The organism is Galbibacter sp. BG1, assembly GCF_013391805.1.
In the GTDB taxonomy this organism is placed as follows: Bacteria; Bacteroidota; Bacteroidia; order Flavobacteriales; family Flavobacteriaceae; genus Galbibacter.
In genome coordinates, this window is record NZ_CP058364.1 from 823,625 (window position 1) to 836,312 (window position 12,688).

The 12,688-nt window shown below is 38.7% G+C and carries 15 protein-coding genes; 9 read left to right on the forward strand and 6 right to left on the reverse strand.

Annotated elements, in window-relative coordinates:
- The first annotated feature begins 1 nt into the window (after position 1).
- From HX109_RS03600 to HX109_RS03640, 9 genes are all read left to right on the forward strand, one after another.
- Entirely contained in the window at positions 2-292 is a 291-nt protein-coding gene (locus HX109_RS03600) for a chaperone modulator CbpM (RefSeq protein WP_178949840.1), read from the forward strand.
- Positions 293-512: 220 nt separating this feature from the next.
- Positions 513-1,310: a hypothetical protein gene (locus HX109_RS03605; RefSeq protein ID WP_178949841.1), complete on the forward strand. Its 798-nt coding sequence runs from the start codon at positions 513-515 to the stop codon at positions 1,308-1,310.
- 19 nt (positions 1,311-1,329) lie between these two features.
- Positions 1,330-1,959 (forward strand): hypothetical protein, encoded by a 630-nt coding sequence (locus HX109_RS03610; protein WP_178949842.1) that lies wholly within the window; start codon positions 1,330-1,332, stop codon positions 1,957-1,959.
- Positions 1,960-1,994: 35 nt separating this feature from the next.
- Complete coding sequence (locus tag HX109_RS03615; RefSeq protein WP_178949843.1) at positions 1,995-3,038, forward strand: hypothetical protein; 1,044 nt, start codon at positions 1,995-1,997, stop codon at positions 3,036-3,038.
- 35 nt (positions 3,039-3,073) lie between these two features.
- Positions 3,074-3,721 (forward strand): hypothetical protein, encoded by a 648-nt coding sequence (locus HX109_RS03620; RefSeq protein WP_178949844.1) that lies wholly within the window; start codon positions 3,074-3,076, stop codon positions 3,719-3,721.
- A 190-nt stretch (positions 3,722-3,911) separates the two neighbouring features.
- Positions 3,912-5,042 carry an Mrp/NBP35 family ATP-binding protein gene (locus HX109_RS03625; protein ID WP_178949845.1) on the forward strand — a complete coding sequence of 377 codons (1,131 nt, stop codon included), beginning with the start codon at positions 3,912-3,914 and terminating at the stop codon, positions 5,040-5,042.
- 10 nt (positions 5,043-5,052) lie between these two features.
- Positions 5,053-5,292 carry a NifU family protein gene (locus HX109_RS03630; protein ID WP_178949846.1) on the forward strand — a complete coding sequence of 80 codons (240 nt, stop codon included), beginning with the start codon at positions 5,053-5,055 and terminating at the stop codon, positions 5,290-5,292.
- A gap of 156 nt (positions 5,293-5,448) precedes the next feature.
- Positions 5,449-6,501 carry an NAD(P)/FAD-dependent oxidoreductase gene (locus tag HX109_RS03635; RefSeq protein WP_178949847.1) on the forward strand — a complete coding sequence of 351 codons (1,053 nt, stop codon included), beginning with the start codon at positions 5,449-5,451 and terminating at the stop codon, positions 6,499-6,501.
- 93 nt (positions 6,502-6,594) lie between these two features.
- Positions 6,595-6,924: a 2Fe-2S iron-sulfur cluster-binding protein gene (locus HX109_RS03640; RefSeq protein ID WP_178949848.1), complete on the forward strand. Its 330-nt coding sequence runs from the start codon at positions 6,595-6,597 to the stop codon at positions 6,922-6,924.
- 107 nt (positions 6,925-7,031) lie between these two features.
- On the opposite strand, the gene HX109_RS16275 is transcribed toward HX109_RS03640, so the two are convergent.
- From HX109_RS16275 to HX109_RS03665, 6 genes are read right to left on the reverse strand one after another with little or no spacing between them, the layout of a single operon-like run.
- Entirely contained in the window at positions 7,032-7,586 is a 555-nt protein-coding gene (locus HX109_RS16275) for a serine hydrolase domain-containing protein (protein WP_255462756.1), read from the reverse strand.
- Between the two features lie 13 nt (positions 7,587-7,599).
- Entirely contained in the window at positions 7,600-8,133 is a 534-nt protein-coding gene (locus HX109_RS16280; RefSeq protein ID WP_255462757.1) for a serine hydrolase domain-containing protein, read from the reverse strand.
- 36 nt (positions 8,134-8,169) lie between these two features.
- Entirely contained in the window at positions 8,170-8,871 is a 702-nt protein-coding gene (locus HX109_RS03650; RefSeq protein WP_178949849.1) for an SGNH/GDSL hydrolase family protein, read from the reverse strand.
- A 4-nt stretch (positions 8,872-8,875) separates the two neighbouring features.
- Positions 8,876-10,963, reverse strand: coding sequence for a PQQ-binding-like beta-propeller repeat protein (locus tag HX109_RS03655; protein WP_178949850.1), 2,088 nt, complete (start codon positions 10,961-10,963; stop codon positions 8,876-8,878).
- A gap of 2 nt (positions 10,964-10,965) precedes the next feature.
- Positions 10,966-11,859, reverse strand: a complete 894-nt coding sequence (locus tag HX109_RS03660; RefSeq protein WP_178949851.1) for a metallophosphoesterase family protein — start codon at positions 11,857-11,859, stop codon at positions 10,966-10,968.
- A gap of 21 nt (positions 11,860-11,880) precedes the next feature.
- Positions 11,881-12,657 carry a DUF3050 domain-containing protein gene (locus tag HX109_RS03665; RefSeq protein ID WP_178949852.1) on the reverse strand — a complete coding sequence of 259 codons (777 nt, stop codon included), beginning with the start codon at positions 12,655-12,657 and terminating at the stop codon, positions 11,881-11,883.
- Positions 12,658-12,688: the final 31 nt, after the last annotated feature.

A 12,688-nucleotide genomic window follows, 5' to 3' on the forward strand; every position in this document is an offset into this window, starting at 1 on the left:
TATGACAACGAGATATAGCATAAGCATACAAGAATTCTGTAAGAATTACCATGTAGACGAGCTCTTTGTTACCCATTTTAAAGAGGCACAAATAGTTCAAATAATATCAGAAAACCAACAGGATTATATTACGGAAGAAAATCTTCCAAAACTTGAAAAAATGGTTCGGCTGCATCAAGATTTAGGCATTAATCTGGAAGGGCTGGAAGCCATAGCCCACCTTTTGGAGCGTATAGAGGAAATGAACACGGAAATGCAATCCTTAAAGAATAAATTAAGACTCTATGAATGATTTATTTTAGTAGTACTAAGAAATAAATATTGTATATTTAGTTTAGAAATGCAATTTTAAATTACCCTCCCCCTCACCGTTACGATTATAAAATAATGCAATGATGTGCGTTTTGGAGCTGTTTGTAAAACACAAACTACTTCAAATAAGTAGCACATCTGGGCTGTTTAAAAACTTTAAACCAACTCCAAAGCGGCAAAGCTTTGCTTAAATTTTAGACATGAAAAAATTACTACTTCCACTTCTCGCCTGTTTCTTTACGGTATTTGCCTCTGCTCAAGAGGAAGAAAATGCTGCAGCCAACAGCGCTGCCCAAGCAAACAACCCCTTGGCGAACATGACAGCTTTAAACTTTCATGATTATTACACCCCAAAATTATCCAATGCTCCAGACGATGCCTATCTTAACACGGCATGGGTGCGCTTTGCAAAACCGTTTTCGAGTGGAAAGTTATTGTTAAGGGTTTCTACACCTCTAAGCACTATTGGAACCCCCGATGTAAATGGCAACGTAAACACGGTAAACGGACTCGGGGATATCAACGCATTTATGTCTTATAATTTTGTCTCTAAACCATCGGCTACTGTGGGTGCGGGACCTTTATTGACTGCTCCAACCGCATCCAATGAGCTTCTTGGAACTGGAAAATGGCAGGCAGGTTTCGCCTTTGTGGCTTTTATTGCCAAATCCCCCGTTTTTCAATTTGGTTCGCTGGTAACTTGGCAAACCTCCATCGCTGGGCAAAGCGACAGGGAAAGCACTAACAATGCCGCCTTTCAGCCTTTCTATTTTTGGCAGTTGGGAAAAGGACTTTATTTAAGGGGTGCCCCTATTTGGTATTTCGATATAAAAAATGACGCTTACAGTGTTCCTATGGGACTAGGTGTTGGTAAGGTTATAAAGGTTGGGGATACGATGATCAATTGCTTTATAGAACCCCAATATTCCATGCTAACTTATGGAACACAACCATTATTTCAAGTTTTCACAGGGATTAACTTACAATTCATGAATTAATTGTAGCTAAATACTTTAAATGAAATTTTTTAATAAATCTACCAACGCAGTCATCTTAGGAGGAATCTTTTTTTTGATTCCCCTATTACTTATTATTTTGTTAATTACACATGCCTTACAGCTATTACTGCCCATTGGAAGAAAAATTGTAGAACTGCTGCACATTCATTCCCTTTTTGGCGCGGCTACTGTTACCATAGTTACCATTTTAATCATTGTTTTAGTTTGTTACCTCAGTGGTTTCTTGGTTCAAAAAGGATTGGTAAACGACTGGGGACAAAAAGTAGAAGACAAACTTTTTCTATTTTTTCCGAGTTTACAAATTCTTAAATATCGCCTGCTAGGAGATAAACTCTCACAAAATAATGACAGCGATAACTGGAAGGCTATCCTACTTAAAGAAGATGTTTATTATCGAATTGCTTTTATAATTTCTGAAGAAAAAGACGTATTGAATATTTTCATCCCAGATGCCCCTAGAATGGATGCGGGCGAAATTCGACACTTTAAAATGAAAGATTGTGAGTACGTTACCATTTCCATGAAAGACGCAATGAACTCCCTCAATAGCTTCGGCAGAGATGGACAAATGGGTAAATACATTGGTAAGACTGCTGTCGCGGAGCAAAGTACAAAAAATTCAATCTAGCCAACAACCATCTTTCTGCATTTAAGCCAAGAAAAATGAGAAAACCCACAAGATTTATTTTAAAAAATTTTATTTGGCTCATTATTTTATTGGGGATAAGCCAAAGCATTTTTGGTCAAGATATTCCCATACGTAAGATAGAACAACAACATATAGACAGTCTTAAAAACTCCGATTATCCTTTTGTCCTGCCTATTTATGGAGATCGGGTTCAAAAAATGGGTCACGATCTCCCGCTCCCCTTTGGTATTATGGTAAATTACATCAGTCAAGATAACGAACTTACCTTAACCAATTTAGAGCTTAAATTAAACGATAGTGATTTTATTCCAATGGAATTTATCCAGTTCGATAAAATTAAAAGTTCCGCACGCGTGGTCAACGTGCGTTTGGATGCTTGGCTTTTTCCTTTTTTGAATGTGTATGGACTTTATGCAAGGGCACAAACCGATAATTTGGTTCCGCTAGTCGCTCCATTTCAGTTCGACATACCCACCACCCCCACAGCAGATACTTATGGTGTGGGAACGGTACTTGCTTATGGATCTGGCAAATACTTTGCCATTGCAAACACCAACTTTACTTGGTCTAACATTAGCTCTTTAGACGGACTGGTGTTTGGTACAGTGTCCAATTTTAAAATTGGTCGAAGCTTTGCGTTTCAAAAGAGATTTCACAATATCAATCTAAGCTTAGGGGTTCAACACCAACATTTACAAAGAAATTCATCGGGATCACTATCCATTAGTGAAATGTTCTCTCAGGTAGATCAAGCCAAACTGCAAGAGATAAAAGACGATATTAATAGTGCGGCGACCAATTGGTACGATAATCTTGGGCCTGCCCAAAAAGTTTTGGTAAATCAAATAGTAGGGGAAATTCAAGATTGGCTTGATGGTAGAACCCCAGGGAACTCCGAACTGGGATATCGCTTCGATAAAGATCCGTTAGGAGAATTTTCATTTCAAATTGGAGTACAATACAACCACGGCAGAAAATGGTGGTACCGCCTGGAAACCGGAATTGGCAGGGGTAGAACACAAATATTGGTTTCAGCTAATTACCGGTTCGGACTTTAAAAAAATAAAAACATCAATTCTAAATCATTAATATCATGAAAAAACTAGTCACTTTAATAATTGCCATTACATTTTTCGGGGTATCCCAGGCCCAGGACTATTATGTCACCGCCTACGGAAGTTATGCTTTCGACGATAGTTTCGATTCATACTACAGCGGCGGTTCATTTTACGACGGTAAAATAGAAGGTGGACTTCAATGGGGGATTGGGGCAGAATATAAACCTTCCCCATATATGGGGTTTGAATTGACCTATTTAAGGCAAGACACCGAAGCGCCAACTTCCTACAGAACCTTTAATTCGGGAAGGACTCAAAGAACCGATTTCGATTTAGGGATTAATTACCTTATGGTAGGGGGAAATAGATATTTCACAGGTCCCAATGCTCCATTTCAAGGTTATGGAGGGCTAATGGCCGGAGTTATGTTTGCCGATATCTACAATCCCGATTTAGACCGGGACGACGATACCACAAAGTTTAGTTGGGGAGCTAAATTGGGCGGTATTTATTGGATGAACGATTATGTAGGCATAAAAATGCAAGCACAATTATTATCGGCGGTACAGGCTGCTGGAGGTGGTTTTTATTTTAGTGGCTATGGTCCTCAGGCAGGTTTAACGACATATTCTACTATTTATCAATTTTCATTGGGAGGCGGATTGGTTTTTAGTCTTAATTAAAAGATCACTATAAAAAATTTTAAGGAGTCCTCTCAAAGGCTCCTTTTTTCAGTTTTAACGGAGTTCTATTCCAAACCAAAATTTATGTATGTAGATTTAACTTCTAAGTTATAATCCTTATCTTTGTAATTTAGAATCAGTTTAAAATAGAAGACTCGTTTTAAAACTTTAGAATTCAGAAAAATTATACATGAAAATAGATAAGAAAGACGTTATAAAAGCACTTGAAAGTATTTCTGCTCCCGGTGAGGGAAAAAATATGATAGAAAGTGGTGCTGTAACGAATGTAATGACGTTTGGAGATGAAGTGGTAGTAGATATCACTATCAACAACCCAAGTTTACAAGCTAAGAAAAAAACGGAGGTCGAGATTTTAAAGACCATTCACGATAAGGTTTACCAAAAAGCGAAAGTAAAGGTAAACCTAAAAGTAGAAGCTCCCGAAAAGCCACAAATAAAAGGAAAAAACATTCCGGGAATAAAAAATATTATTGCCGTGGCTTCCGGTAAAGGAGGTGTAGGTAAATCTACCGTAACTTCCAACTTAGCCGTTACGCTATCTAGAATGGGCTTTAATGTAGGTCTATTGGATGCCGATATTTACGGCCCTTCAGCTCCCATCATGTTCGATGTGGAAAATGAAAAACCACTGGCCATTAATGTAGATGGAAAGTCTAAGATGAAGCCCATTGAAAGCTATGGAGTAAAAATCTTATCCATTGGTTTCTTTACCCAGCCCAATCAAGCCGTAATTTGGAGAGGCCCTATGGCTTCCAAAGCATTAAACCAAATGATTTTTGATGCTGCTTGGGGAGAATTAGATTTCTTGCTTATCGACCTTCCCCCTGGAACCGGAGACATTCATTTAAGCATTATGCAGGCCTTGCCAATTACAGGCGCTGTGGTGGTGAGCACCCCACAAAATGTGGCCTTGGCAGATGCCAAGAAAGGTGTTGCCATGTTTCAACAGGAGAGCATAAATGTACCTGTGCTGGGCATTGTAGAGAATATGGCTTATTTTACCCCAGAAGAATTACCCGATAATAAATATTACATTTTCGGTAAGGAAGGAGCTCAAAACCTGTCTAAAGATTTAGGAGTGCCATTTATTGGAGAAATCCCATTGGTGCAAAGCATTCGGGAGGCTGGAGATGTAGGTAGACCAGCAGCTCTGCAAGACAACACACCGCTTACAGATGCCTTCGAAGATATCACCAAAAACATCGTTCAAGAAGTAGTAAGCCGTAACAAGAGTTTACCTCCAACAGAAGCCATTAAAATAACCACTATGGCAGGCTGCTCGGCCGTTAACAAGAAATAATTTAAATAAGATGACGTCGGAAGAAGTTAAATTAAACGTAGAAAAAGCACTGGAAGAGATAAGACCTTTTCTAGAAAGCGACGGTGGGAACATAAGTTTAGTTTCCATCGACAACGACAAACTCGTAAAAGTGAAACTGGAAGGAGCTTGCGTTGGTTGTAGTGTAAACCAAATGACGTTAAAAAGTGGTGTGGAAATGACCATTAAAAAATACGTTCCACAGATAGAACAAGTTATAAATATAGAATAGATTGTTGGGGCGCATGAACCGGGCTTTCGCCACTCGCTTTCCAGACCTTTCAGTGTCTGGAAGAGCTCAAACAAAGGCTTAATCCCTTGCGCAAAACCAAACGGCACTACAAAAATATGTGCTACTCTTTTTTATTCTTCAAAAAGTTGTTTTTCAATGATTAAAACAGATATTCTCATCATAGGAGCCGGTCCTACAGGTCTTTTTACTGTTTTCGAAGCCGGTTTACTAAAATTAAAATGTCACCTTATAGATGCTTTACCGCAACCCGGCGGCCAATGTTCTGAAATCTATCCGAAAAAGCCCATTTACGATATCCCAGGATTTCCCGAGGTTTTGGCAGGAGATCTGGTAACAAATTTAATGAAGCAAATAGAAGCTTTCGAACCTGGTTTTACGTTGGGCGAGCGCGCAGAAACTATTGAAAAACAAGAGGACGAATCTTTTGTCGTAACCACCAACAAAGGCACAAAACACCACGCCAAGGTGGTAGCCATTGCAGGGGGCCTCGGAAGTTTTGAACCAAGAAAGCCACAATTGGAAAACATTACCGAATTTGAAGATAATGGCGTGGAATACATTATTCGCGATCCAGAAATTTACCGCGGGAAAAAAGTGGCTATAGCCGGCGGTGGCGATTCTGCGTTAGACTGGAGTATATTCTTGGCAGATGTTGCCGAAGAAGTAACCCTTATCCATAGAAGAAATGAATTTAGGGGAGCCTTGGATTCCGTAGAAAAAGTAGAAGAACTTAAAAAATTAGGTAAAATAAACCTTATTACCCCGGCTGAAGTAAAAGCACTGCATGGAAATGGAAAGCTGGAAAGCATCTCCATTAAACAGGAAGAAGAACTCCTCGACTTAGCCGTAGATCATTTTATTCCTTTATTCGGTTTATCCCCAAAATTGGGACCTATTGCCAATTGGGGTTTGGAAATTGAGAAAAACGCTATAAAAGTTGACAATACTTTAGACTACCAAACAAATATTCCAGGCGTTTATGCCATTGGTGATGTAAATACCTATCCCGGTAAATTAAAACTTATTCTTTGCGGATTTCACGAAGCAACGCTTATGTGCCAAAGCGCCTACAAACGTATTTTCCCTGATAAAAAGTACGTTATGAAATACACTACAGTGAGTGGCGTTGACGGTTTCGACGGAAGTAGAAAAGAAGCTGAAAAAGCAGTTGTAAAATCCATTAAATAACAAATGTAGATAGAGCCGTGAAAAATTATCCCTAGCAGATTACTAGGGTACTGAACTTTTTGATTATTTTTACTGCTCCAAAAAAGCACAGGTATGTCTGATATTACGATTAAAATTAAAGACCGCGAAGGCGAGGTTCACGAAATACAAGCTCCTACCGATATGGCTATGAACTTGATGGAAGTAGTGCGTTCCTACGAGCTTGCTCCAGAAGGAACCATTGGTGTTTGCGGCGGGATGGCCATGTGCGCTTCTTGCCAATGCTACGTGCTTTCAGATCATCCTTTACCAGAAATGAGCTATGACGAAGATCTTATGCTTGCCGAAGCCTTTAATGTTCAAGATAATAGCAGACTCGGCTGCCAAATACAAATGACCTTCGACCTTGACGGGTTGGAAGTGGAACTGGCTCCGGAAGTATAATTTTTTTGATAACTTTATAGCTGTTTGATTGTCTCTCTGCCGAAAATCAACCATGATTTACGACGCAAAATGTAGATAGCTAATTGTACTTTAAAACGACATTAAGGCTATTTTTCCTTTTTCTTATCGGCAATTAATATTTTGAAAAAATCAGCTACTTTCGATGCTCCATTATTTCCTCCATCGTCGATATTAGATAAGATTACGACTGTATAATGATCGTCCATAAAATCCATCAGTTCACAGTGTATTCCATACCATCCACCGCTATGACCAATTATAGTTTGATTGTATCTGTTATCAATATCGATTGCATAACCCAAATATGTATTATACCCTTTCACCTTCGGTTCTAACATCAGATCTGTTATCTCCTTGCCTAGCAATTTGTGGTTTCTCAAAGCTTTTGAGAACTTAAATAAATCTTCTATTGTAGAATAATAGAATCCCGCAGGTGATGCTTTAGTAAGATAATAATCATTCCTTTTTAGGTTTGTATTTTGACCAAAACCTGTTGTATATCCACTCGCCTTATTTTTTACAATTGAATCTACTTGAATTTCTGAAGTTTCCAACATGTTTGCTGGTTTCAGAATTTTTTCTTTTATATAATCGTAATAATTTTCCCCAGAAACATTCTCAATTATCAAACCTAAAATCACGAATCCAGTCCCGCTATAATAATATTTCGTACCTGGTTTTAGATAAAAGTGTATCGTTCACAAAAAGCGGCACAAAATCAGAAATTTCATTATAATCTGAATTCTTTATTTTATCTAAATCAGCAACATAGAAGTTGTTGAGTCCAGATGTATGTGTCAAGAGTTGATGAACTGTTACCGAGTCTCTAACAGTTTTGTTTGGGTAATATGGTAAATACTTCCCTATAGGACTCTCCAGATCTATTTTACCCTCCTCATAAAGATTTAAAGCTGCAGTGGCAGTGAACGTTTTTGTAATTGAAGCTATATTAAATTTAGTGTCAATTTTATTTTTTACATCATATTCTATACTGGAAAATCCGTAAGCTCTTTTTTCTATTATTTTATCTTTGTGAGCAACCAATATTGTTCCTGAAAAATCATCTTGGCTTAAACTGTCGAGAAACTTAGCAATTTCAGAGTTTTTTTCGCCGTTTGATTGTCCGAAACCTAAAGTTACAATTAGTAAAATCGTAATCGTTAGATAAAATTTTGCTCCAATATTCATGGGTTTACTTTATTGTTGAAGAACTACTCCCAGTCTCTACTTCACAATATTCTTGTTTTTTATTTCAAGGATAATCTGGGCTACAAAACTGCTATATGCTTCTTTAGAAGGATGCAAACCATCGGACGCTACTAAATTGGAATTACGCAGCCCCTCCCTGGTAATGTTGGTAATATTTACAAAACTTACCCCCATAATGTCCGCCGTTTTCTTTGCAAATGCATTGTATTTATCTATTTCCTCGGAAATTTGCTTTGGGTTATCCTTTTTTTGTCCGAAAGGAGTGTAAGCATAATCAGGAATAGAAACCACAAAAACATGATCATTTCTTCCTTTAGCAAGCTGGATAGCTTTTGCCAAAAGAGCAGGAAAGTCTTCTTGATAAAGAGAAAAATCTTTCCCTTGATATTGATTGTTAACACCAATTAAAAGAGTGACCATATCTTGATCTGGGGTTGGATTCGCTTTCTTAATTCCTTCTATGAGGTCGGAGGTCGTCCATCCTGTTTTTGCGATTACTTGTAATTCAATTTTCTTATCTTCCTCTTCCGCAAGTTTGGAAATTAGTTGAATGGGGAACTTGCAACTTTCACATACGCTTTCCCCAATGGTATAACTATCGCCTAAAGCTAGATATTTTAAGTCTTCTTCTGGCGGGCTTGTACTATTTACAGAAGGCTGTGTTGTTTTACAGGCCCCTAAAATCACCACGGCTATAATTAGTATAATTCTTTTCATCTGTTTAATTTTTTAATGCAAACGCAATAATCTCATTCCCTTTGGGGGTTCCAAGCTTTTCACCGCCACAAGCCAACACAATATATTGTTTGTTATTTATGCTGTAAGTAGCTGGCGTAGCAAAAGAGGCTGCTGGCAGCTTTATTTCCCATAGCAATTTACCATTATTTCTATTAAAAGCTCTAAAATATCCGTCTTTCGTTGCCGCAATAAATAACAATCCATTCTTTGTAACTATGGGTCCTCCATAATTTTCGGTGCCTGTTTCCTTATTTTTTAAGCTGGGTGTTATTCCTAAAGGTATTTGCCACAAATAATCCCCCGTGTTTAAATCTATTGCACTAAATGTGCCCCAAGGCGGCTTAATGGCAGGCAAACCATTACTATCTAAGAATTTAAAGTATCCCGCATGCCTGTAGGGCAACTGCCCACTTTCCTCATTACCTTTAGAATCCACTTCCTGCTTATCCCCGCGATACACAAATGCAAGTATAGCTTCTTTTTCCTCTTTGGAAAGCTGTGGGAATCCGGGCATCATCCCTTTACCCTGCTCTATAAGGTTTAAAACCTCCTTTTCAGTAAACTTATTCGATACTTTTTCCAAGGAAGGGTACCCACTTTCTGGCAATCCTTTTAAATCGGTTTGATGGCACATAGCACAGTAACGACTATACAAAGAAGGTCCATTGGTTGTTGATGCTTGCGTTCTTTCTTCTTCCCTTTTCATACTGAGAATCCAAGGCATTTCGTTAGAATTTACATATAAAATCCCATTTTCAGGATCGGCTCCTGCTCCTCCCCATTCTGCACCGCCGTCGTATCCAGGAAGCAATAGCGATGGCTCTAGCCCAGGTGGGGTATAAATTTCCTTTTTCAAAGTATCTAGACGGTTGATTAACTCTTGTTTATTTTCAGCAAACGGACTCATCTCTTCCGCAGTAATATCTTTACTTAACCTAGCAAATGGTTTCGGCAAAACTGGTATCGGTTGGGTCTCCCAGGCTTCTTCACCTTCCAACGAAGATTTCGGTACGCCCTTTTCTTTAATATCGAAAAGCGGAGTTCCAGTCTCCCTATCAAAAACAAAAACATAGCCCTGTTTGGTTATCTGCGCCACTGCTGGAATAGATTTTCCACCTCTTTTCACGGTTATTAAATTTGGTGGCGCAGGAAGATCCCTATCCCAGATATCGTGATGCATTATTTGATAATGCCAAATTAACTTTCCATTATCTGCATTTAATGCCAAAAGACAATTAGCGTAGAGGTTGCTTCCTTTCCTATTGCCACCATAGAAATCTGGAGCTGCAGATCCCGTAGGCACATATAAAATACCCCTTTCTTCGTCTACTGCCATCCCTGCCCAATTATTGGCACCGCCCACATTTTTATTTTTATAGGCCTCTTTATTTTCCCAAGTTTCATAACCAGGTTCATTGGGATACGGAATGGTATGGAATGTCCATTCCAATTCCCCCGTAATTATATTGAAAGCCCGAATATCCCCCGGAGCTGCATCAGCACCTTCAGAAACCCTTACCGGCATTACAATTAAATCTTTATAGACAGTTCCCGGAGTATTGGAAATCATAAATTTATTCTGGGCAGATGACGACAAGCCTTTATGCAAATCTACTTTTCCACCATCACCAAATGTTTTAATAGGCTCTCCCGTAAGCGCGTTTAAGGCATATAAAGAAGATCCCATGGTATACAACACGCGTTTATCATCATTCTTTTCCCAGTAAGACACCCCCCTGCTTGTGCTGTGCCATGCTTTTAGGGTATCCCCAAACATCCAAACACGTTCACCGGTTTCGGCATCTAAGGCAAATGCTTGTAATTTTGGGGTAACTCCATACACCAAACCGTTCACCATAAGAGGGTTCATCTGCATTTGTCCGCTATCCGGCAGCTTATGTGTCCAAGCAATTTCTAAATCTTGAACGTTCTCTGGAGTTATTTGTGACAGGTCGGTAAAGTGATTTCTATCTTTGCCGCCCAAATATTCATCCCAATTTTTAAGGGAAGCCGCTTTTTCTTGGCAACTAAAACAAAATGCGGTTAACAAAACCAATACAATCCATTTCATAATTAAGTAATATAATTTTTAAGCAGTTGAGGCCCTTCCAAAACACTCCTTACCACCTGTAAAACGCCATTTTCAGTGGTATCTATATACCATTTCACCAAAGAAATAGCTCCATTTTCTATTTCAAGACCGGTAATGCTCCTTGGGTGCACACAACTGCCATCATTAAAATAAGGAAGATCCCCAGGTTCTGGAAATCTCGGGCGATGCGTATGACCGGTAATGGTAAATAAATTGTTCCTTTCGGCTATCCATTTTTTGGTCCGGCGTTCTACTTTAATAAGTTCAGTATTATTTTTTGCTGGACTGGTGGGGTCTGAAATTCCAACGACTTGAAATTGCCTCCAAATTAACCGAACCAAAAAACGATTGAGTTTCCAAAAGTTATAGTTCCACCAATCGGCTTGATGCCCGTGAGCCATAAAAATTTCCTGATTGCTATGCTTATGTTTTAAAATTAAAGCTTCGTGATATTCTAAATTCGGCATGAAAGGAACTCGAAGGCCACTATTGGCATCTAAAACAGTTTCGTAGTGCTTTTTTACCAATGCTGGATTTTCGTAAACCATATCATGATTGCCGAAGATTAAGTGCAATCGGTCCTGCTCGTAAAACTCCTTCAAGAGGAAAAATATATTTTTATGGGAATCGAAAATACTATGGAAGTGCAAATTTTCCCACAACTCGTTACCGTCGCCTAATTCAATATACGAAAAGCCAGCTTTGTAATATTGTTTCAAAGCGTGAAAGTACGTATTTCGGTTATTGGCAAAATCATCGGCAAAACTGTTATCGCCACGATGACAATCGCTAAAAAGTATAAACTTAGAATTATCGTCGAATTCTACGACTTTTGCATGTTGATAGGCCTTATTAAACCGTTTACGAGTAGACATGCTTAAAATTAAGCAAATAATTTATATGGCAACGGTGCGCTCGATTTCTTTTTCAATCCCGTTCCATAAACCTATTCTTACTTCTAACGCCTGTTTTGCAACCATTTCAACTTCCTTCCATTTTTCAGCGTCGCTCCCTGCCAACTCTTCAATCATTTTATGGGCAAGTGGGCCGTGGGTATCTCCATCTACCTCAATATGCCGTTCAAAATAATAAATCAGCTTATCGAGCTTCATATTTGGAAAGTCTTTCTGCATATTTTTCAAAATGGCAGTAAACATATCTGGAATAAGATCTTCACGCCCAAAAGTAAAAGCTGCCGCTATTTTGTGGGGCTTTCCTTCAGCAATTAAATTAAAACTGAATTCCAAGAATTCCTTTACGCTTTGTGGTAGCTCGCACTTGGACAAGATTTCAAAAACCCCTTCCAAGCTTTTTACCTCCCCTACAAAATTTTCAATTGTTTCTGTAGTGGCTCCGCAGGCTGTCATGGCCTCTAGGTACATTTCGTAGTGGCTAAGATAATTTCCATTTTTATCCACATCGGTTTCTTCCCCCAAAACTATTTCGTTTATTAAATATCTCGTTTTTGGATTGCCTACCGGTTTCCAGGGCAGTGTGGTACAGGTAAGTTTATTCTGCAATGCTTTTAAAAGGGACATAAAATCCCAAACTGCGTATACATGGTGCTGAAGGAAAATCTGTAAATGTTCGGGAGCTTGTATTTTAGCGTATAGCTCATGTTGCAATAACAATTCGCGTTCTTCCCTTATAGCGTGTATTACTCTTTCTATCATAGCCAGTTTTTTGCACAAAAGTATTATTTGG

Coding starts and splice junctions, on each gene's coding strand:
- HX109_RS03600 (WP_178949840.1), top strand. CDS start 2: ATGACAACGAGATATAGCATAAGCATACAAGAATTCTGTAAGAATTAC.
- HX109_RS03605 (WP_178949841.1), top strand. CDS start 513: ATGAAAAAATTACTACTTCCACTTCTCGCCTGTTTCTTTACGGTATTT.
- HX109_RS03610 (WP_178949842.1), top strand. CDS start 1,330: ATGAAATTTTTTAATAAATCTACCAACGCAGTCATCTTAGGAGGAATC.
- HX109_RS03615 (WP_178949843.1), top strand. CDS start 1,995: ATGAGAAAACCCACAAGATTTATTTTAAAAAATTTTATTTGGCTCATT.
- HX109_RS03620 (WP_178949844.1), top strand. CDS start 3,074: ATGAAAAAACTAGTCACTTTAATAATTGCCATTACATTTTTCGGGGTA.
- HX109_RS03625 (WP_178949845.1), top strand. CDS start 3,912: ATGAAAATAGATAAGAAAGACGTTATAAAAGCACTTGAAAGTATTTCT.
- HX109_RS03630 (WP_178949846.1), top strand. CDS start 5,053: ATGACGTCGGAAGAAGTTAAATTAAACGTAGAAAAAGCACTGGAAGAG.
- HX109_RS03635 (WP_178949847.1), top strand. CDS start 5,449: ATGATTAAAACAGATATTCTCATCATAGGAGCCGGTCCTACAGGTCTT.
- HX109_RS03640 (WP_178949848.1), top strand. CDS start 6,595: ATGTCTGATATTACGATTAAAATTAAAGACCGCGAAGGCGAGGTTCAC.
- HX109_RS16280 (WP_255462757.1), bottom strand. CDS start 8,133: ATGAATATTGGAGCAAAATTTTATCTAACGATTACGATTTTACTAATT.
- HX109_RS03650 (WP_178949849.1), bottom strand. CDS start 8,871: ATGAAAAGAATTATACTAATTATAGCCGTGGTGATTTTAGGGGCCTGT.
- HX109_RS03655 (WP_178949850.1), bottom strand. CDS start 10,963: ATGAAATGGATTGTATTGGTTTTGTTAACCGCATTTTGTTTTAGTTGC.
- HX109_RS03660 (WP_178949851.1), bottom strand. CDS start 11,859: ATGTCTACTCGTAAACGGTTTAATAAGGCCTATCAACATGCAAAAGTC.
- HX109_RS03665 (WP_178949852.1), bottom strand. CDS start 12,657: ATGATAGAAAGAGTAATACACGCTATAAGGGAAGAACGCGAATTGTTA.